Below are 18,267 nucleotides of genomic sequence, written 5' to 3'. Positions count from 1 at the left end.
AAGCCGTCACTTCGTGTGATGGCTTTTTTTGTGGAAAGGAAGACAGTCATGAACAAACAAGAAGTACGCCGTCTGATCAAAGAAAGATTAGATGTATTGGAGAATCGTACGGAGAAGGAACGGTTGATTTACGAACATGTTTTGTTGTTGCCTGAGTGGCAACAAGCGACATGTGTCGCGATCACATTAGCTTTTCGAAATGAATGTGATACAAGAATGCTGATTGAACAGGCGTGGCAAGAGGGCAAGACGGTCTTGATACCAAAAGTAGTGGGAGACGAGATGGTCTTTTATGAACATGGACCAGAAGATCAACTTCAAGCAAATCAGATGGGAATTGCTGAACCGACCGCTTCAGCACGTCGGGCTTCACTTGCTCAAGCAGAGCTTTGTCTCGTTCCGGGTCGTGCCTATCGACGGGACGGATATCGTTTAGGGTGGGGAGGAGGCTATTACGATCGTGCACTCGTGACCTATGCAGGATGTAAAGTATCGATTGCCTTTTCCGAACAACTTCTTTCCGATTTTGAAGTAGAAGCCTTTGATATCCCCGTTGACCTGATCGTCACTGATTTAGAGGTCATCCGATGCTGAGCGCGACCATTTTGTTTTGTCTATTGCTTGCTTGGACCGGACGATCTTTTCATTTATTGACGACAAGTGGTGCGATCATGACCCTGCTCGTCGGTAGTGGTGTCTCATTTGGATTTGGATGGCAAGGATTAGTAGTACTCTTACTATTCTTTGGTAGCTCGAGCTTGTTATCGAAGGTTGGACGATCCAGAAAACAATCGGTCGACTCCATCGTTGAGAAAGATGGCGCGCGTGACGGATGGCAGGTTCTTGCGAATGGAGGGGTAGCGTTCGTTGCTGCCTTAGCGTATGCCATGACGATGGATTTTGCGTATCTCTTGTTATTTCTATTCGTCATCGCAGCATCGAATGCTGATACGTGGGCATCCGAAATCGGGCCGCTCTCAAGACGTGATCCGTGGTCGCTCAAAACGTTACGGCGGGTACCAGCAGGGACGAGTGGAGCGATGTCGCTAATTGGAACGGTCGGTACGATTGCAGGAGCTGCATTCATTGCGGTAGCAGCGCATTGGATATTTTCTCTTTCTTTAAGAGACGTCTTACTCGTAACAAGCATCGGTGTACTCGGGAGCCTACTGGATACACTATTTGGAGCAGTAGGGCAACGCGTTTACCGATGTTCGGTTTGTGGGGAATACACGGAAAAGCGAGAACACCATGGTCAACCGACCGTTTACGTTTCAGGCATTCGACTTTTAGGGAATGATGCTGTCAATGTCTTAACAAGTGGTTTAGCGAGTGGAATCGGGTTTATCATCATTCGAATCTGGTAACTGGAAAGTATATGAGTGTGTAATTCCTTATGTTAGGATATTAATGACACAAAATGGACAAATGTGATTAATTTCACATGGTACAAAGAATGTGAAAGATGTTACAATTTATTTGTGAGATAGTTAACAAACTCTTAGGACGAATGAAAGGGTGGACATAACGATATGGAATTACATGCGAAAGTGACACGGGTAGCCCTCATTGGAGCTGGTGCAGTTGGTTCAAGCTTTGCTTATCAGATGTCAACAGCTGGACTTTGTGAAGAACTTGTCATCATTGATGTCAACAAAGCCAAAGCAGAAGGCGAGGCAATGGACTTAAACCACGGAACACCATTTAGCTCTTCACCGATGCGAATCTGGGCTGGAGAGTATATGGACTGCCGAGAGGCGGAGGTCGTCGTCATCACGGCGGGAGCTCCTCAAAAACCAGGTGAGACGAGACTTGATCTCGTCGCAAAGAATGCATTGATCATGAAAGAAATGATTCGTCAGATTATGGATTCCGGTTTTGACGGTATCATCGTCGTTGCTTCCAATCCTGTCGATATCATGGCACATCTGGCTTGGAAGTATTCCGGTCTTCCAAAATCACGCGTATTTGGATCAGGAACGGTACTCGACACAGCACGTCTGCGTCAAATGCTTGGAGAATACTTTCACATCGATTCTCGCAATGCCCATGCCTACATTCTTGGAGAACATGGAGATACGGAATTCGCTGCCTGGAGTAATAGCCGTATTTATGGAAAAACGATTGATGAACTGCTTGCTGAGGACAATCGTTATTCTCAAGCAGACCTTGATCAAATCTATATCAACGTTCGGGATGCTGCCTACCATATCATCGAACGTAAAGGAGCAACTTATTATGCGATTGGACTTGGACTTGTTCGAATCGTGCGTGCCATCCTTGGGAACGAGAACTGTTTGTTGACGGTCGGGGCATATGTAGATGGGCAGTACGGGATTTCCGGCATTCACATCGGAGTACCGGCGATCATCAATCGTCAAGGTGTGCGGGAAATCATTGAAGTCGCGTTGACGGAAGAAGAAATGAAGAAGTTTCATCATTCTGCTGATGTATTGCGTCAGACGCTCGAACCTGTCTTGCAAGGTTAACGGCGCGAAGCATGACGAAAACCTCATAAATAGAGAGCTTAAAAACTCAAATGGTGATCCTGTATCTTAGTGTCCACCTTTGAGTTTTTGTTATGAGAAAAAAGAAGAGGCAAACATCACTACTGTATTTAAGTGAAATTAAAGAGAAAAAATCTAGGTTTTATTTTACTAGAAAAAGGTTAAGTAAGAGATAGAAGCGTTTTTCCGTTATTTTTTGTACGTCATGAAACCCAAAAAAGGAGAGAATCGACAGTCATGTATACTTTTCGAAAATTAACTAAAGAGGATGCAGAACAATACTGGAATCTACGCCTTGAGGGATTAAAGAATCATCCAGATGCTTTCGGTCATTCGTTTGACGATGAACAGCAAACCCCGCTCCGCGAAGTACGAGAAGGTCTAGAAGGAGAACCCGACTCCGATGAGATTTGGCTCGGTATGTTCGACGGCGATGTATTGTTTGGGTTTGGTCAGGTCAAGCCATACGAACTGTCACGTGAGTCGCACAAAGCGATGATTTCCGGAGTATATGTTTCGCCTGAATATCGTGGAGGGACCGGTCGTGCTCTAATGGAGGCCTTGATCGACGAGGCGAAGAAGTTACCAGACGTTGAGCAAGTCATTCTTGCCGTATTATCAGGAAATGAAGCAGCGCAAAGTCTTTACGAATCGCTCGGCTTTGAAGTATATGCCGAAGATCCAGACTCTGTAAAATTAGAAGACGGCACATACCGCGATGATATTTGGATGAAAAAATACGTCTAAGTTCATTATATGGTGTGGACAAAAAGCTGTAGCAAAAAAGTGCTACAGCTTTTTCGCGTAGTGCATATAGGATATCAGTACCGACAAAGAATGAATATTTGTTATCATGAAAACAAAGCGGATAGTACGGTGTAGTCCGATTGAAAGGGAGCGAATGAACATGAAAGAAGTCATACGTACGATTGAAGAGTTGGTCTCGATTCCAAGTCCGACAGGTTCGACGAAAGAAGCGATTACATATGTAGAAAAGCGTTTGGTTGCAGACGGGATCACGTATCGCAAACTTGAAAAGGGAGCGATCTTAGCGACTTTGCCTGGCGCTTCAAACCGTACACGATTGCTGACGGCACACGTCGATACGTTAGGTGCAATGGTAAAAGAGATTTTGCCAACGGGGCGACTCAGTTTATCACAGTTAGGTGGGTATGCTTGGACAGCGATCGAAGGAGAGAACTGTCTCATTCATAAGATGGACGGTCAAACGATTTCCGGTACGATTGTTTTCCATCATTCGAGTGTCCATACGTCACGCGAGACGAATAAAACGGAACGGTCCGCTGATAATATCGAAGTCCGACTTGATATTCGTTCGACGACAGCAGAAGAGACGCGGGTCGCGGGGATTGAAGTAGGAGACGTCGTGACGTTTGATCCGCGTTTCCTCTATACGGAAACTGGGTTTGTGAAATCGCGCCATCTCGATGATAAAGCATCGGTTGCTTTGTTGCTCGAATTGATTAAAGAATGGAAAACCATCGACCTGCCACACACGGTCCAGATCCTGATTTCAAATTACGAAGAGGTTGGGTTCGGTGGAAATGCTGGATTCACGGAAGAAGTCGCAGAATATATCGCGGTCGACATGGGTGCGTTAGGAGATGGTCAGCACTCTGACGAATTCACGGTCTCGATTTGTGCAAAAGACGGTTCCGGTCCGTATGACTTAGAGTTACGTCATCAGCTAACACGTCTAGCACAACGCAATAGTATCCCATATAAAGTTGATATTTATCCGTTCTATAGTTCGGACGCTTCGGCAGCAGTGCGTGCGGGCCATGATGTTCGACACGGACTATTTGGTCCGGGGATTGAATCGAGCCATTCTTACGAGCGAACACATGAGACGTCATTACAAGCGACCTATGATTTGCTACATGCGTATGTAAAGGAGCCGATGGTCGATGAAGACACTGTATGATGTACAACAGTTACTTAAGACGTACGGAACATTCATCTATCTAGGAGATCGAGCATCAGATATTGCGATGATGATGCTCGAACTTGATGAATTGCAAGAAGCAGGCGTTTTAGAGCAACGTCAGTATGATTCAGCAAAACTCATCTTACGACATGAGTTAAAACGTTCACAATCCGATAATGTTTAAGGTTGCGCAACCCTTTGCGCAATACGAGTGTGTCCGTTAAAATGAACAAGTAGACATTATATGAGCATAGGGGAGACAGAGCAATGAAATGGTTACTCGGCATTGATATCGGTGGAACGACAGTGAAGATGGCAATTTTGGATTTGCAAGGCATCATCGTGGAAAAATGGGAGATTGAGACGGTGATCCTGAATGATGGGGCACAAATTCCAGGAGATATTGCAAAATCATTCTTTGAGAAGTGTCAAGAAAGCGATAAACGACCAGAGGATTTCGTCGGAGCGGGAATCGGCGCGCCGGGATTCATCGACTTCAATACAGGTGTCGTCGAAAAGGCGGTCAACATCGGTTGGCATAATTTTGAACTCGTCGGTGAATTCGAACGGTTGACAGGTTTACCGGCAGTACTTGAAAATGATGCAAATGCAGCAGCGATCGGTGAGATGTGGAAAGGTGCCGGTAGTGGCGCAACAGAATTACTCGCTGTCACACTTGGTACGGGTGTTGGTGGTGGTCTAATCACGAACGGACAAATCGTTCACGGTACGGTCGGAATGGCAGGAGAAATCGGTCATATCACGATGTTGCCTGAAGGTGGCGTCCTATGTGGATGTGGACGTAAAGGATGCCTTGAGACGATTGCTTCAGCAACGGGTATCGCCCGTCTTGGTCTTGAGAAACGTAAAGGACAAGAAACACTACTGAATGACATTAAAGCAGTGACGGCGAAAGATGTATTTGAAGCATATGAGAAAGGCGATCGTATCGCAACGGATGTCGTAGAGGAAGTGACGTTCCACCTCGGACTTGCGATTTCGAATCTAGCAAATAGTATCAATCCGGAAATCATCGTCATCGGTGGTGGTGTCTCGAAAGCAGGTGAAACACTGCTTGCACCACTACGTCAGCAATTTGAACGGTTTGCGTTACCCCGTGTCTTTGGATCAACGACGTTCAAGATCGCTGAACTCGGAAACGATGCTGGAGTCATCGGCTGTGCATGGCTTGCTAAGCAAATGTTCTTGAAAAAATGATAATATTCAATTTCAATGAAAGGTTCGCTCCGGCGAATCTTTTTTTTGTTTACAAACGTATAGTAATTGTGTGATTGTTAAGTATCTTCCGGATTCCGGTTGCATTTTTGTAAAACTAAGCGTAAAATTTTCACGTGATATGGGTATATGTACATTATGATGTAAGTTGTGTGAACTGAAAGCAGAAAGCACATGTAAATTAGGAGGCAGGTTTTTATGCAGCAAGACGCAAACATCTGGTCGCGAATGCGCCTAAAGATGGGTCAAGGCGTTCGCAGTACTTATAAAGAGCATAAGCTTTTTTGGATTGCGACCTTATTGATTTGGTTAAAAACGTATTTAGCGTATACACTTTTCTTCAACGTTCCCGTAACGAACTCCGCGCAAGCATTCATTCTACTAATTAATCCTATTAGTTCAGCGCTCTTCATGTTTGGATTTAGCTTCTTCTTCCGAGGAAATGTTCAAAAATGGTTCATTTACGGTACACTGTTCGTCGCAACCATCATTTTATATGCGGACATCATTTTTTTCCGCTTCTTTAATGATTACTTGACGTTGCCAGTATTGTTCCAAACTTCGAATGCGGAGACGGTTTCAGCTTCACTCGCATCGCTTTTAAGTTGGGCTGATTTACTGATCGTCGGCGATTTGATCATCTTACCATTTTTCTTACGGAAAATGGATATGTCTAAAAACGTCGCGTCACGTGGACGCGCGATTCTTGCATTCGTCGCAGCAGTCGTCGTCTTCCTTGGAAACTTGACGCTTGCTGAGACAGAACGTCCAGAATTATTGACACGTGCCTTTGACCGGGAATTACTCGTTAAGAACATCGGAACATTTAACTTCCATATGTATGACGCACTCATCCAGTCGAAGACATCTGCGCAAAAAGCACTTGCGGATAGCTCTGAGTTATCAGAAGTCCAAAACTTCATCGATTCGAAGCATGCTGCAGCCAATCCGGCGATGTTCGGCAAGTATAAAGGTAAGAACGTCATCGTCATCTCGTTTGAGTCAGCTCAATCATTTGCCGTTGGTTTAAAAGCACCAAACGGTCAAGAAATTACACCGAACTTGAATAAATTGATCAAGGAATCCCATTCATGGGATAACTTCTATCACAACACAGGACAAGGGAAAACGTCAGATGCTGAGTTCATTCTTGAGAATTCGATCTATCCACTTGGTCGTGGATCTGCATTCTTTACGAACGGAGAGAACGAATTCCGTGCAACACCTGAGATGTTGAAAGAAGATGGCTATTACTCAGCTGTTTTCCATGCGAATAACAAGTCATTCTGGAACCGGGACATCGTCTACAACAGTTTCGGCGTAGATCGTTTCTTCTCGGAGACGGATTATGATTTAGGGGATCCGGCAGATTTGACGGAGTGGGGCTTACTCGATGACAAGTTCTTTGAACAGTCACTTCCGATGTTAAAAGATTTACCACGTCCGTTTTATTCGAAATTCATTACGTTAACGAACCACTATCCATTTGAGATGCCAAAACCAGAAGATGAACTCGTACCACCGCTAGAAACGAGTTCTACGACACTGAACCACTACGTTCAGGCGCTAGCGTATCAAGATATGGCACTCGGTAAGTTCATCGAAGGTCTCAAAAAAGATGGTACGTGGGATGATACGATCTTCATGGTATACGGTGACCATTACGGTATTTCAACAAACCATAATGCTGCGATGGCAGAACTCATGAACAAAGATGAGTTGACTCCGTATGATGTTGCGCAACTGCAACGTGTACCGTTCGTCATTCATTTACCGGGTCAAACGAAAGGTGTCAAACACGAAAATGTTGCGAGTCAAATCGATATCAAACCAACATTGCTTCACCTGTTAGGTCATGATTTCAAGAATGAGATCTTGTTCGGTACCGATCTCTTCTCAAAACAACATAAAGACTATGCGTTGTTCCGTGACGGTTCTGTCGTAACAGATAAGACGGTCTACACGCAAGAAACATGTTATGACCGTAAGACAGGAGAAGAAGTGAAGGACGGGGAACAAGCGGAAATGTGTAAACAATCTACGAAACAATCTGAGAAAGAATTAGGACTCTCAGATAAAGTCATCTATGGCGACTTGCTACGTTTCCTTCAAACTTCAAAATAAGTAAGATAATACTGAGAGTAGGTCTACGTTCTAGTAGGTCTACTCTTTTTATAAAATAACAAAAAAGAGAGATGCTCGAGGCACCTCTCTTTTAGCGTACTCTGATTACGATGGAATACCGCCGTAAATCAATGTCGCAATCCCAAACCAGCCGAATAAGACGACAGTTAGGGCCGCGAATACGAGTGGAAACATTTGGCGTTTCTTAAGTGAACGAACGACGGCCCAAACACCGACGAGTGCGACGAAGAAGAAAAGCCAACCGATTGGTTGATCCAAATGCATGACGTACTCCCCCTTAAACAATCACATTATGAATTTCACGAAGATTTCACTTAAATCTCACTTTTTAGTTTATCCGACTCTCGGGATAAAGTCGAGAGGGCGTTGCAGGAACTTTCGACAATTTCGTGTATAGTAGGGGAAGAGTCTATTGAAAAGGGGTTTTATAGAATGGAAATCGTCATGATCACTTCTGGTATGGCATCTGAGAATGGCTACTTGTTATTTAAGGACAAGGAGTGTCTCGTCATTGATCCAGGAACAGAAGATATGCGTTTTTTCGATGAAATTGAAAGTCGAGGAGCAACCTTAAAAGGAATCCTTTTGACCCATGCTCACTTTGACCACATTGGTGGTGTGGATATGTTACGACGCTTCACGGAAGCTCCTGTCTACGTTCATGCGGAAGAGGCAGGCTGGCTTGGTAATCCAGAATGGAATGGTTCGGCAAAATTCGGCATGCCGCCGATGCGCATGAAGCCAGCCGATCATCTGTTACAACCAGGACGATTGGCAATCGGTAACTTTTCAATGCATGTACTTGAGACGCCAGGACACTCACCAGGAAGTGTGACGTTCTATTTCAAGGGAGAACGAATCGCGTTCGGTGGGGATCTCCTATTCCAACAAGGCGTCGGACGAACGGATCTTTATGGTGGGAATCAAGACGTATTGATGCGTTCGCTTGATCGACTCATTGCGGAACTACCAGCAGACACGACAGTCTATCCGGGTCACGGTCCAAATACGACGATTCGACAAGAGATGAAAACCAATCCGTTTCTATAAGCAAAAAAACTCGCCATCCAAGAGGATGACGAGTTTTTTCATTACATCTGGAAGTTCGACCAGTACGTAAAGACGATGAAAAATACAGTTAAGTAAGCTCCAAAGATATAGACATACGTTTTTTCAGTTAAACGCAAGTAACCAAGCGCTGCAAAAAAGACAGTTTGTGCCAAGAAGACGAAGCCCATGACTAAAAATGAATCCGTATGCTCACTTGAGCTTGCATCGCCACCCAATGCGCCGATAAATGCCATGACTGCGATGATACCAGTCCAGAAACCGAGTACGCGGTACATTCTCCCCATTCCTATAACCCCCTAAATCCGACAGATAGTCAATATACGTACTTATTTTACCAAGCAAACAATCATTCGTCTATCCTGTTCTAGTGATTGTTAAGGAATAACTGTGAACAAAAGATGAAGTTTCAAAAAAAGTTGTACAATAGTTGTACAAAAGGTGTACAAAGTCAAAATGTCGTGCTATAGTAACTGTAATGAAACCCCACACTTTGAGAGGAGGAGCAAAAATGGCGAATGAGTTAGTCTTTTTCACATATCCAAGCTGTACATCATGTCGTAAAACGAAATCATGGTTAAAAGAGGAACATGTTGATGTAGAGGAACGTCATCTGTTCAGAAATGCTCCAACAGTTGATGAACTCATGGAACTGTTAAAATTATCGACAGACGGGATTGAAAGTTTGCTCGCAACACGCAGTCAAGCCTTCAAAGATCTCGGCATTGATATTGAAGACATGAAACTCAGTGAGTTATTACGCCTCATGAGTGATAACCCGAAATTGTTACGCCGCCCAATCATCACTGATGGAAAACAACTCGTTATTGGGTATGATAAACCGGGTCTTGAGACATTAGCGAAGCGTAAACATCGGACAATAGCACACGTATCGTAAAGAAGCCGGTTTGGTCGGCTTCTTTTTTTTGTGTATTGTTTGCTGTAGGGAGGTGAGTAGAAATGAAGGAATGGACGACACAACTCATGGAACGATTCGAAGCACTCGGTGCAACAGATGTTCATTTCGTTCCGAACGAGACTCGCGTCCGAATCGTTTGTCGAACGAGCGATGGGCTGTGTGAACAAGATGACGTAGAACTGACACGTTACCGGACGCTTGTCAGCCATATTCGCTATGAGGCGAACTTAAAGGAACAAAATGAACGAATTCCGCAAAGTGGCTTGTATCCACATGGGAAAAAGGGAATGCGTGTCTCGTTGTTACCGAGTCGACAAGGGGATGCGATGTCGTGGCGTTTTTATCGTTCGACAGTCTCTCGAGAAACGGCTTTACAAACGTTACATGATCAATTGGACTTCGCATGGTTAGCTGAACAACGACATGGGTGTATCGTCATTTCCGGATCCACAGGTGCAGGAAAGACGACGATGTTATATTCCTTGATGAGTGCAATGGAAGAAAAACGAATCATCTCGATTGAAGATCCGGTGGAATGTACGGTACCAAACGTCTTACAACTGGAACTAAATGAAAAAGCAGGCTTCACTGCTACTCGATGTTTTGAGGAAATACTGCGAGCGGATCCAGATTGGATTGCTTTTGGTGAGGTGCGGACAAGGGAGGCAGCACGTTTGACGATGAATGCCGCCCTTAGTGGTCACGTCGTGTTGTTCACGCTACACGCTGGTAGTATTGATGAAGCGCGATTACGATTGCGCAGTTTAGGTATCGAAGAGTCAGAGCTAGCTGTCTGTCAACGCATTATTCATCTCGAGCGAAAAGGAGAGGATGTCCGCTGTACCGTCAGAAACTTACAAGCCGCGATCAAAGTCGGTTCTTAAAACGATATCATCGCTTGTTATCAAAAGGAATTTCCGCGAAAGAGACGCTACTCATTTTAAAACGATTCGAGCGTCATCCGTTCTCGGAAGTGGTCGGAGAAATGGAGCAACGTCTTGAAAAAGGAGACTCCTTTGCAGCATCCCTTGAACCGCTTGCGTTAACGAATACCTTAAAACGACTTCTTTTTGTTGGAGAAAGGACAGAGCGACCGTTGCTTGTTCTTCGCCAAATCGTGAAACTGCTCGACCTCGAAACAGAAATGCGATCGAAGTTTTGGAAGATGATCCGATATCCGCTTGTTCTAGCGACCAGTCTATTCCTGCTGTTCTTCTTTTACGCCCTCTACGTATTTCCATCTCTCCTCGAGATGTCGGACCCGAAAACTCTCCCCTCATTTCTTCATCTTCTTCTTCACCCCTCTGCGAAATATATGCTCGCAAGTATTCCCGTTATTTTGTTAACCTCCGGTTACTTCTTCTTTCGCTTCTTTCCATTAAACCGTATTTTACGACTGAAACCGCTACAGCGTTTGATTCGTCTCTACTACAGCTATTTATTCACGATCGAAGTAGGATCATTTATCGATGCTGGCTTTTCGCTCGAAGAGACCTTTCGTCATCTAGAGCAAGGACAAGCGAATAAAAAAGGTCATTTGTACGCTCGTTTGCATGCTAAACAACAGGCGGGGGAACCACTTGCAGAAGCGCTTGGCGAAGATGAGATCATCGAAGCCGAGACGATTGGAATCGTCCATTTAGCGCGAGAAAGTGGAGATCTTGGTCCGTTGTTGCTTGAACAAGCGACGCTCTTGCATGAGTCGATGGAAGAGGAGTTAGAGAAAAAGTTGTTATGGATCGAGCCGATTTTGTACGGCGGATTGACGATCATGACGGGAACGTTGTTTCTCATCTTGTATTATCCGATTCAGCTAGCGATACAGCAGCTTCCATTCTAAACAGAGGAGACGATACGATGAAACAATTCTTAAAACGACAGGATGGATTCACCTTACTGGAGATGGCAGCCGTCTTATTGATCATTTCGTTATTACTGCTCGTTTTGATTCCTACGATGACAAGCGGCAAGGACCAGGCGAAAGGTGTGAGTTGTGAGGCGAACATCCGGGTCATTCGGTCAGAAGTAAACCTTTACTATGCCAAAGAGAAGAAGTACCCAGAATCGCTTCAGACGATCAATCGGGGAACTGCTGATAAACCGAATGCCCTCGTCTGTGATCAGGAGACGTATACTTATGATCCGAAGACTGGCGAACTTACGAAGTGAACAAGGATTTACCTTATTTGAGATGACGGCGGTACTGACAATCATTGCTTGTTTACTTGTTTTGTTGTTGCCGGCACTATTTGAAAAACGACCGGACTGGATTCCGCTTGAACAAGAGGTTCGTCTAATGGAACAAGATATTCAGACGCTTCGGCTCATGCAGTACTCGAAACAAGATCAAGCATTGATGCAGTTTCGATTTCGTGGAGACGGGACAGGATACCTTGTTCTTGCGGATGACCGGCTGTTATGGCAACGAACGTTCCAGAATGGGCATACATGTGCCGTTCCCCCGTCAAACCGCATCATCTACTTTAAGAGCTATCACTCGATTTATGCAGCGACGTGGTCTTGCCGTTCGGCAACAGCCGAGTATGAAATTAAATTCTTACTTGGGAACTATCAAATGGCAATCCGTAAAGTGAGGTGAGAAGTATGCAGGACAAACGACAAGCGGGTTTCTCTTTGCTCGAAGTGATTCTCTCTATCGTTGCGATGGGTGTCTTCATAATGCTAGCGATCGATCCTTATCTCGATTTACGAACGAAACAAATCAACTGGGAACAAGAGACGAAACAGCTTGAGCAGATGGCGACGGATCAAGTTGAAAACCGAACAGTGTCCTATGTTCTGAAGCAAGGAGCGTGGTGCAATGAAACGACATGTCTTGCGAGCAGAATCCGGAATGACCCTCCTCGAACTATCGTTCGTCCTGTGGATCAGTCCGTTGCTCCTGTTGGCGATTTTGACGCTGACACCACTCGTTCGCCCACCAGAAGTCAATCGAATGAATGAAGAACTGTTCTTTCATACCGTAGAACGGCTCATGTGGCGGAGTACGATGTGTGAACGCGTTGGAGATGAGATTCGCGGAATGGACGTTAATCCGGGAGAGACGGCTGAAAAATGGCGTCTCGTCCGTGTGCAAGATCAACTACGCCTCAAGAAAGAACAAGGAGGTGAACTGACATACGCTCGCGATGTCAAACATTACACTGTGACAAGCACTGCCGAGATCCTTTCAATTCAGTTGAACGACAGCAAACGTTCCTTCCGATGCGTCAAGACGGATTCATCTTGATTCAGACCTTACTGTTACTTCTGGGAATAGGAGTCGTGCTCTTGATTTCTTGTCAGCAAATTGACGAAGAAATGCGCCATCATCAGTTGGAACAAGAAGCACTACAACTCGAATCTCTCATCCGCGCGGCAAAAGCAGATTGTACGAAGGATGAGACCCTCCGCTATCCAATCGGGCAAGTCAGCTGTACAGTGACCGATAAAGGCTTTAAAATGGAAGCGAGATTAGAGAATGGTCAAAGAATCGAGGCGGTCGCTACACATGAGTAAGGTTTATTTGATTGGCTTTATGGGAACTGGTAAATCAGCCGTCGGACATCGATTACGTGGACGATACACGGTCGACGAATTGGATGAACACTTCGAACAGAAACATGGACAAACGATTCCTTCTTTTTTTGCTGAGCATGGCGAAGCAGGATTTCGTACACACGAGAGCGAATTGTTGAGGAACAGCAAAGCGGAGGTAGTCGTCACAGGTGGTGGAATCGTCGAACGAGAAGAGAACCGACTGTTCATGAAAAAGGCTGGGACAGTCATTTGGATTGATACGCCATTTGATGTCATCTGGAAACGGATTGCTTCTGACTCGAATCGTCCACTCGTGACAGAACGGGAACAGGTGAAGCATTTATTCGATCGTCGCTATTCTTTGTATGCTGGAGTTGCCACTGTTCGCATTGAAGGAACGACATCAATCGAAGAGTTGGTTCATGCGATTGAAACTGTATTGGAGGAAAAGTCATGATTTGGATTACGTTAGGTATTATTTTATTGTCCATCGTAGGACTTGTGTTGTTCGGATTCATTCTTTACAAGAAGAAGCTATCTCAGGATATTCAACAATTAAAGCAATTGATGGAGCGCTTTACGATTCGTCAGCAAACCTTGCAGACGAACATTGATCATACGACGCAGCGAATCGATCAAATCAAAGGAAATATCAATCGAATCACTGAAGAAGGAAATCGTGTGAAGCAAGGAACAAGCCAATTGGTGACGGAAGGTCGTCGACTCCAGGAGGAAATCAAACGAACTGCCGGAATCAAACAATTTTGAAATGGCTTTCATGGGAAGAATATGAAACAATAGGAGAGAAGGGACAGGGTCCTTTCTCTCTTTTTCGTATGTTCCTTTTTCCGAATAATACTAGATAATTATGATTTAAATTGGTAAGATAAATTTGAAAATGGAACATTAATGAGAAGAGAGAGTGAAAACGTTCGTTAATAGGGGGATTTGTATGAGTCAGACGACATTGAAAAGAACACCATTATTCGAAACGGTTTCGAAAACCGGTAAGATGGTGGATTTTGCGGGATTTAAAATGCCAGTTTTGTTTTCCTCGATTAAAGAAGAACACGTTGCAGTAAGAGAGAACGTCGGCATGTTCGATGTCTCGCACATGGGTGAACTGTTCGTCAGCGGACCGGATGCTCTGACATTTTTACAAGCCACGTTATCAAATGATATTTCAAAGATTGCGGTGGGGCAAGCGCAATATAACGTCTTATGCCAAGAAGACGGTGGAACAGTGGATGATTTACTCGTCTATCGTTTAGCAGAAACGGATTATCTTCTCGTTGTCAATGCTTCGAACATTGAAAAAGACGAACAACATTTACGCCACTATCTAACAGGGGACGTCACGCTTGAGAATCAATCGGAACAATATGGTCAAATTGCGGTCCAAGGACCACGGGCGGAAGCCATCCTTTCTGGTATGACACCACTTGCTTTATCGGAGATCGGATTTTTCAAGTTCCAACGAGGGACGATTGCAGGAGTGGAAATGATCGTCTCACGTAGTGGGTACACAGGGGAAGATGGATTCGAACTCTACATGGCAGCTGGTGATGCACCTGCTGTCTGGCAAGCATTGCTTGATCAAGGTGTCGTACCATGCGGGCTTGGGGCACGTGACACATTACGTTTTGAGGCATGTCTTCCGCTGTATGGACATGAATTATCAGCAACGATTTCACCCATCGAAGCCGGAATGGGTTTTGCGGTCAAACCACAAGTCAAATCGTTCGTTGGTTCGGAAGTCTTGTTACAACAGAAAGAACAAGGTGCACCGAGACGATTGATTGGTCTTGAACTACTTGATAAAGGGATTGCGCGTCAAGATGCACCGGTTTGGCATGACGGAGAAGTCGTAGGTGTCGTGACGACGGGTACGTTACCGCCGACAGTCGGAAAAGCAATCGCTTGGGCGCTCGTTCCTTCTGAAGTGGCGGAGAAAGAAGAATTTGAAGTAGAAGTACGCGGAAAACGTCTAGCAGCGAAACGAACAGCGACACCGTTTTATCGTCGCACGAAATAAGGGGGATATTTCTATGGATTTTCGTTATTTACCAATGACAACAGAAGATGAGCAGGCGATGTTACAGACAATCGGTGCAGCATCGATTGAAGATTTACTCGCTGATATCCCGGCATCCGTCCGTGATAACGGTACATTGGAAGAAGTTGGTGTACCACTTCCGGAAACAGATTTGATTCGGACACTCTCGAAGCTTGCCGACCAAAACATGAATACGAAACAATATCCATCGTTCCTTGGCGCTGGCATCTATGATCATTATGCACCTGCTGTCGTCAACCATATGTTGCTGCGCTCAGAGTTTTACACTGCCTATACACCGTATCAGCCAGAAATTTCGCAAGGTGAACTACAAGCGATTTTTGAATTCCAATCGATGATATGTGAATTGACAGGGATGGACGTCGCGAATTCGTCAATGTATGACGGTATTACGGCGTTAGCGGAAGCGGCCATGCTTGCGTGTTCCCATACGAAGAAAAAGACGATCGTTCTTTCAGATGGCGTTCACCCGGAAGCACACGATGTCGTCCGGACGTATGCGAATGGTCCAGGATTAAACGTCGAGACGTTGTCGCTTGAGCATGGTGTCACGCGAATTGATCAACTCGATGCAATCGAAGATGTCGCCTGTGTCATCGTGCAATATCCGAACTTCTATGGTCGCGTTGAAGAACTACAAGCATTGGCCGATGCGACACATGCACGTGGTGCGCTCTTCATCGTCTCTGCGAACCCACTGGCACTCGGTATCTTAGAAGCACCAGGTAAACTTGGCGCCGACATTACGATCGGAGACTGCCAACCGTTCGGAATTCCACAAAGTTTTGGAGGACCGACATGTGGTTATTTTACGACGACAAAAGCATTAATGCGTAAGATTCCAGGACGTCTCGTTGGACAGACCGTTGATGAAAACGGAAAACGCGGTTTCGTTCTGACGTTACAAGCACGTGAACAACACATTCGCCGTGACAAAGCGACATCTAACATCTGTTCGAACCAAGCGTTGAATGCACTCGCTGCTTCGATCGCGATGAGCGCACTCGGAAAACGGGGAATCCGAGAACTCGCGACACGCAACTTGCAAACGGCGTATGCATTAAAGCAAAAGCTGAAACAAGCTGGCTTGACGATCGTTGACGATGGACCGAGTTTCAATGAATTCGTTGTTACATTACCAATCGACGCGACACATGCGAGTCAACAATTGCTCGAGCACGGAATCATCGGGGGTTTACCGTTAGGTGCTTATGACGCGGCGCGTCAAAATGAGATGCTCGTCTGTGCAACGGAATTACGGACGAATGAAGAGTTGGATCAATTCGTGACAGCGTTAGGGGGACTCACACATGAATGAGCAAACATTGATCTTTGAAATTTCCAAACCGGGTCGTATCGCCTATAGCTTGCCGCTTCCGACTGTCGATGAGGTGGCAGTAGAAGAATTGTTACCAGAGTCGATGTTACGGAAGGGAGACGTGGCGCTACCGGAAGTGTCTGAACTTGATCTCGTTCGTCACTACACGGCGCTTTCGAACCGTAATCATGGTGTGGATTCTGGATTCTATCCACTTGGTTCATGTACAATGAAATACAATCCAAAAATCAATGAAGATATGGCGCGCCTTCCTGGGTTTGCACACATTCATCCTCTTCAACCAGTCGAAAGTGTTCAAGGTGCACTCGGTTTGATGTATGATCTGCAAGAAAAACTTGCGGTCATCACAGGAATGGATGAAGTGACGCTTCAGCCAGCTGCGGGGGCACATGGTGAATGGACAGGTTTGATGCTGATTAAGGCATATCATCATGCGCGTGGTGATTTCAAGCGGACGAAGGTTCTCGTTCCAGACTCCGCGCACGGAACGAATCCGGCATCGGCATCTGTCGCTGGTTTCGATACCGTGACGGTCTTATCGGATGAACGTGGTCTTGTTGATTTAGCGGACTTAAAGAAAAAAGTCGGTGACGATACAGCGGCACTCATGTTGACGAATCCGAACACGCTTGGTTTATTCGAGTCGGATATCGTCGAAATCGCACAAGCGGTTCATGAAGCAGGCGGAAAGCTGTACTATGATGGTGCGAACTCGAATGCGATCATGGGCATCGCTCGTCCAGGGGACATGGGCTTTGATGTCGTCCACTTGAACTTGCATAAGACGTTCACAGGACCACACGGTGGTGGCGGACCAGGATCGGGTCCAGTAGGTGTCAAACAAGATTTGATTCCATACTTGCCAAAACCAATCGTCCGAAAAGAAGAAGAGCGTTATGTCCTCGACTACGATCGCCCGGAAGCAATCGGTCGCGTCAAACCATTCTACGGTAACTTCGGCATCAACGTTCGTGCGTATAGTTATATTCGGACAATGGGTGGCGCAGGACTTGCTCGCGTTTCAAAAGAAGCGGTCTTGAATGCGAACTATATGTTGGCTCGTCTCAAAGGTGCGTATGACGCGCCATACGACGTCTATTGCAAGCACGAATTCGTCTTGTCGGGTAAACGTCAAAAAGCACTAGGTGTCCGGACGCTTGACATCGCTAAACGTCTGCTTGACTTTGGATACCATCCACCAACGATCTACTTCCCGTTGAACGTCGAGGAGTGTATCATGATCGAACCGACGGAAACAGAGTCAAAAGAAACACTCGATGCCTTCTGTGATGCGATGCTCCAGATTGCAAAAGAGGTCGAAGAGACACCGGATGTCGTCTTGAACGCACCACACACGACGGTCGTCAAACGGATGGACGAGACACTTGCTGCTCGAAAACCCGTCTTACGCTATGAACCAAAACAAGAAGTACACGCATAAGCTGTTTCATAAAAAAGAGGACCTCTCCGACGAAGGAGAGATCCTCT

The 18,267-nt window shown here is 45.5% G+C and carries 23 protein-coding genes and 1 pseudogene; 22 read left to right on the top strand and 2 right to left on the bottom strand.

Features of this window, described 5'->3' with window-relative positions; genetic code table 11:
- Nucleotides 1-48 precede the first annotated feature (48 nt).
- The 8 genes from B3M90_RS01535 (at nt 49) to B3M90_RS01500 (ending at nt 7,815) form a co-directional block, all read left to right on the top strand.
- Nucleotides 49-594: a 5-formyltetrahydrofolate cyclo-ligase gene (locus B3M90_RS01535; protein WP_214854892.1), complete on the top strand. Its 546-nt coding sequence runs from the start codon at nt 49-51 to the stop codon at nt 592-594.
- Nucleotides 588-1,367 (top strand): DUF92 domain-containing protein, encoded by a 780-nt coding sequence (locus B3M90_RS01530; protein ID WP_290782309.1) that lies wholly within the window; start codon nt 588-590, stop codon nt 1,365-1,367. Before B3M90_RS01535 ends, B3M90_RS01530 begins: the two co-directional genes overlap by 7 nt.
- A gap of 165 nt (nt 1,368-1,532) precedes the next feature.
- Entirely contained in the window at nt 1,533-2,489 is a 957-nt protein-coding gene (locus B3M90_RS01525) for an L-lactate dehydrogenase (protein WP_214854896.1), read from the top strand.
- A 255-nt stretch (nt 2,490-2,744) separates the two neighbouring features.
- Nucleotides 2,745-3,254: a GNAT family N-acetyltransferase gene (locus B3M90_RS01520; RefSeq protein ID WP_214854898.1), complete on the top strand. Its 510-nt coding sequence runs from the start codon at nt 2,745-2,747 to the stop codon at nt 3,252-3,254.
- Nucleotides 3,255-3,414: 160 nt separating this feature from the next.
- Nucleotides 3,415-4,452: a M42 family metallopeptidase gene (locus B3M90_RS01515; protein ID WP_290782306.1), complete on the top strand. Its 1,038-nt coding sequence runs from the start codon at nt 3,415-3,417 to the stop codon at nt 4,450-4,452.
- Nucleotides 4,436-4,639 carry a YqgQ family protein gene (locus B3M90_RS01510; protein ID WP_035409139.1) on the top strand — a complete coding sequence of 68 codons (204 nt, stop codon included), beginning with the start codon at nt 4,436-4,438 and terminating at the stop codon, nt 4,637-4,639. The genes B3M90_RS01515 and B3M90_RS01510 overlap by 17 nt, the downstream gene beginning before the upstream one ends.
- A gap of 83 nt (nt 4,640-4,722) precedes the next feature.
- On the top strand, nt 4,723-5,673 hold the full coding sequence (locus B3M90_RS01505; protein WP_214854902.1) for an ROK family glucokinase: 951 nt from the start codon (nt 4,723-4,725) through the stop codon (nt 5,671-5,673).
- A 216-nt stretch (nt 5,674-5,889) separates the two neighbouring features.
- Nucleotides 5,890-7,815 carry an LTA synthase family protein gene (locus B3M90_RS01500; RefSeq protein ID WP_035409136.1) on the top strand — a complete coding sequence of 642 codons (1,926 nt, stop codon included), beginning with the start codon at nt 5,890-5,892 and terminating at the stop codon, nt 7,813-7,815.
- A gap of 105 nt (nt 7,816-7,920) precedes the next feature.
- Here B3M90_RS01500 and B3M90_RS01495 read toward each other — a convergent pair whose 3' ends face one another.
- A complete protein-coding gene (locus tag B3M90_RS01495; protein ID WP_035409134.1) occupies nt 7,921-8,100 on the bottom strand; it encodes a DUF2759 domain-containing protein in 180 nt (59 codons plus the stop codon).
- Nucleotides 8,101-8,268: 168 nt separating this feature from the next.
- Here B3M90_RS01495 and B3M90_RS01490 point away from each other — a divergent pair, with 168 nt between their 5' ends.
- Nucleotides 8,269-8,886: an MBL fold metallo-hydrolase gene (locus tag B3M90_RS01490; protein ID WP_214854904.1), complete on the top strand. Its 618-nt coding sequence runs from the start codon at nt 8,269-8,271 to the stop codon at nt 8,884-8,886.
- A gap of 41 nt (nt 8,887-8,927) precedes the next feature.
- Here the strand turns inward: B3M90_RS01490 and B3M90_RS01485 are convergent, their stop codons facing one another.
- Nucleotides 8,928-9,191 carry a DUF2626 family protein gene (locus tag B3M90_RS01485; protein WP_023467555.1) on the bottom strand — a complete coding sequence of 88 codons (264 nt, stop codon included), beginning with the start codon at nt 9,189-9,191 and terminating at the stop codon, nt 8,928-8,930.
- A gap of 224 nt (nt 9,192-9,415) precedes the next feature.
- On the opposite strand from B3M90_RS01485, the gene B3M90_RS01480 reads away from it, so the two are divergent.
- The 13 genes and pseudogenes from B3M90_RS01480 (at nt 9,416) to gcvPB (ending at nt 18,220) form a co-directional block, all read left to right on the top strand.
- Nucleotides 9,416-9,802 carry a Spx/MgsR family RNA polymerase-binding regulatory protein gene (locus tag B3M90_RS01480; RefSeq protein ID WP_035409130.1) on the top strand — a complete coding sequence of 129 codons (387 nt, stop codon included), beginning with the start codon at nt 9,416-9,418 and terminating at the stop codon, nt 9,800-9,802.
- Nucleotides 9,803-9,864: 62 nt separating this feature from the next.
- Nucleotides 9,865-10,707: an ATPase, T2SS/T4P/T4SS family gene (locus B3M90_RS01475; protein WP_056060197.1), complete on the top strand. Its 843-nt coding sequence runs from the start codon at nt 9,865-9,867 to the stop codon at nt 10,705-10,707.
- Nucleotides 10,708-10,721: 14 nt separating this feature from the next.
- Nucleotides 10,722-11,663 carry a type II secretion system F family protein gene (locus B3M90_RS01470; RefSeq protein ID WP_290754799.1) on the top strand — a complete coding sequence of 314 codons (942 nt, stop codon included), beginning with the start codon at nt 10,722-10,724 and terminating at the stop codon, nt 11,661-11,663.
- A gap of 17 nt (nt 11,664-11,680) precedes the next feature.
- Complete coding sequence (locus B3M90_RS01465) at nt 11,681-11,992, top strand: competence type IV pilus major pilin ComGC (protein WP_023467559.1); 312 nt, start codon at nt 11,681-11,683, stop codon at nt 11,990-11,992.
- Complete coding sequence (locus tag B3M90_RS01460) at nt 11,961-12,422, top strand: prepilin-type N-terminal cleavage/methylation domain-containing protein (RefSeq protein ID WP_035409128.1); 462 nt, start codon at nt 11,961-11,963, stop codon at nt 12,420-12,422. Before B3M90_RS01465 ends, B3M90_RS01460 begins: the two co-directional genes overlap by 32 nt.
- A gap of 5 nt (nt 12,423-12,427) precedes the next feature.
- Nucleotides 12,428-12,505, top strand: a pseudogene (locus B3M90_RS14530) (prepilin-type N-terminal cleavage/methylation domain-containing protein); the annotation flags it as partial.
- 139 nt (nt 12,506-12,644) lie between these two features.
- Nucleotides 12,645-13,073 (top strand): hypothetical protein, encoded by a 429-nt coding sequence (locus tag B3M90_RS01455; protein ID WP_290782304.1) that lies wholly within the window; start codon nt 12,645-12,647, stop codon nt 13,071-13,073.
- Entirely contained in the window at nt 13,049-13,342 is a 294-nt protein-coding gene (locus tag B3M90_RS01450) for a hypothetical protein (protein WP_290782301.1), read from the top strand. Before B3M90_RS01455 ends, B3M90_RS01450 begins: the two co-directional genes overlap by 25 nt.
- Nucleotides 13,335-13,820: a shikimate kinase gene (locus tag B3M90_RS01445; RefSeq protein ID WP_214855055.1), complete on the top strand. Its 486-nt coding sequence runs from the start codon at nt 13,335-13,337 to the stop codon at nt 13,818-13,820. Before B3M90_RS01450 ends, B3M90_RS01445 begins: the two co-directional genes overlap by 8 nt.
- Nucleotides 13,817-14,131, top strand: coding sequence for a hypothetical protein (locus tag B3M90_RS01440; RefSeq protein WP_214855057.1), 315 nt, complete (start codon nt 13,817-13,819; stop codon nt 14,129-14,131). Before B3M90_RS01445 ends, B3M90_RS01440 begins: the two co-directional genes overlap by 4 nt.
- A 184-nt stretch (nt 14,132-14,315) precedes the next feature.
- Complete coding sequence (gene gcvT / locus B3M90_RS01435) at nt 14,316-15,398, top strand: glycine cleavage system aminomethyltransferase GcvT (RefSeq protein ID WP_290782299.1); 1,083 nt, start codon at nt 14,316-14,318, stop codon at nt 15,396-15,398.
- Nucleotides 15,399-15,411: 13 nt separating this feature from the next.
- Entirely contained in the window at nt 15,412-16,758 is a 1,347-nt protein-coding gene (gene gcvPA / locus B3M90_RS01430) for an aminomethyl-transferring glycine dehydrogenase subunit GcvPA (RefSeq protein ID WP_290782297.1), read from the top strand.
- Nucleotides 16,751-18,220, top strand: a complete 1,470-nt coding sequence (gcvPB, locus tag B3M90_RS01425; RefSeq protein WP_290782294.1) for an aminomethyl-transferring glycine dehydrogenase subunit GcvPB — start codon at nt 16,751-16,753, stop codon at nt 18,218-18,220. The genes gcvPA and gcvPB overlap by 8 nt, the downstream gene beginning before the upstream one ends.
- The last annotated feature ends 47 nt before the right edge of the window (nt 18,221-18,267 follow it).

The organism is Exiguobacterium sp. UBA6309, assembly GCF_002439205.1.
Taxonomy (GTDB): domain Bacteria; phylum Bacillota; class Bacilli; order Exiguobacteriales; family Exiguobacteriaceae; genus Exiguobacterium_A.
The sequence above is the reverse complement of the archived record's forward strand: the minus strand, read 5'-3'. Positions and strand labels throughout refer to the sequence as shown.

Excerpts from the sequence above, each read along its gene's own strand:
- B3M90_RS01520 (WP_214854898.1), top strand. The coding sequence starts at position 2,745 with ATGTATACTTTTCGAAAATTAACTAAAGAGGATGCAGAACAATACTGG.
- B3M90_RS01515 (WP_290782306.1), top strand. The coding sequence starts at position 3,415 with ATGAAAGAAGTCATACGTACGATTGAAGAGTTGGTCTCGATTCCAAGT.
- B3M90_RS01460 (WP_035409128.1), top strand. The coding sequence starts at position 11,961 with ATGATCCGAAGACTGGCGAACTTACGAAGTGAACAAGGATTTACCTTA.
- gcvPA (WP_290782297.1), top strand. The coding sequence starts at position 15,412 with ATGGATTTTCGTTATTTACCAATGACAACAGAAGATGAGCAGGCGATG.
- B3M90_RS01465 (WP_023467559.1), top strand. The coding sequence starts at position 11,681 with ATGAAACAATTCTTAAAACGACAGGATGGATTCACCTTACTGGAGATG.
- B3M90_RS01490 (WP_214854904.1), top strand. The coding sequence starts at position 8,269 with ATGGAAATCGTCATGATCACTTCTGGTATGGCATCTGAGAATGGCTAC.
- B3M90_RS01480 (WP_035409130.1), top strand. The coding sequence starts at position 9,416 with ATGGCGAATGAGTTAGTCTTTTTCACATATCCAAGCTGTACATCATGT.
- B3M90_RS01485 (WP_023467555.1), bottom strand. The coding sequence starts at position 9,191 with ATGGGGAGAATGTACCGCGTACTCGGTTTCTGGACTGGTATCATCGCA.
- B3M90_RS01445 (WP_214855055.1), top strand. The coding sequence starts at position 13,335 with ATGAGTAAGGTTTATTTGATTGGCTTTATGGGAACTGGTAAATCAGCC.
- gcvT (WP_290782299.1), top strand. The coding sequence starts at position 14,316 with ATGAGTCAGACGACATTGAAAAGAACACCATTATTCGAAACGGTTTCG.
- B3M90_RS01535 (WP_214854892.1), top strand. The coding sequence starts at position 49 with ATGAACAAACAAGAAGTACGCCGTCTGATCAAAGAAAGATTAGATGTA.
- B3M90_RS01525 (WP_214854896.1), top strand. The coding sequence starts at position 1,533 with ATGGAATTACATGCGAAAGTGACACGGGTAGCCCTCATTGGAGCTGGT.
- B3M90_RS01440 (WP_214855057.1), top strand. The coding sequence starts at position 13,817 with ATGATTTGGATTACGTTAGGTATTATTTTATTGTCCATCGTAGGACTT.
- B3M90_RS01495 (WP_035409134.1), bottom strand. The coding sequence starts at position 8,100 with ATGCATTTGGATCAACCAATCGGTTGGCTTTTCTTCTTCGTCGCACTC.
- B3M90_RS01510 (WP_035409139.1), top strand. The coding sequence starts at position 4,436 with ATGAAGACACTGTATGATGTACAACAGTTACTTAAGACGTACGGAACA.
- B3M90_RS01450 (WP_290782301.1), top strand. The coding sequence starts at position 13,049 with ATGCGTCAAGACGGATTCATCTTGATTCAGACCTTACTGTTACTTCTG.
- B3M90_RS01455 (WP_290782304.1), top strand. The coding sequence starts at position 12,645 with ATGAAACGACATGTCTTGCGAGCAGAATCCGGAATGACCCTCCTCGAA.
- B3M90_RS01505 (WP_214854902.1), top strand. The coding sequence starts at position 4,723 with ATGAAATGGTTACTCGGCATTGATATCGGTGGAACGACAGTGAAGATG.
- B3M90_RS01475 (WP_056060197.1), top strand. The coding sequence starts at position 9,865 with ATGAAGGAATGGACGACACAACTCATGGAACGATTCGAAGCACTCGGT.
- B3M90_RS01500 (WP_035409136.1), top strand. The coding sequence starts at position 5,890 with ATGCAGCAAGACGCAAACATCTGGTCGCGAATGCGCCTAAAGATGGGT.
- B3M90_RS01530 (WP_290782309.1), top strand. The coding sequence starts at position 588 with ATGCTGAGCGCGACCATTTTGTTTTGTCTATTGCTTGCTTGGACCGGA.
- gcvPB (WP_290782294.1), top strand. The coding sequence starts at position 16,751 with ATGAATGAGCAAACATTGATCTTTGAAATTTCCAAACCGGGTCGTATC.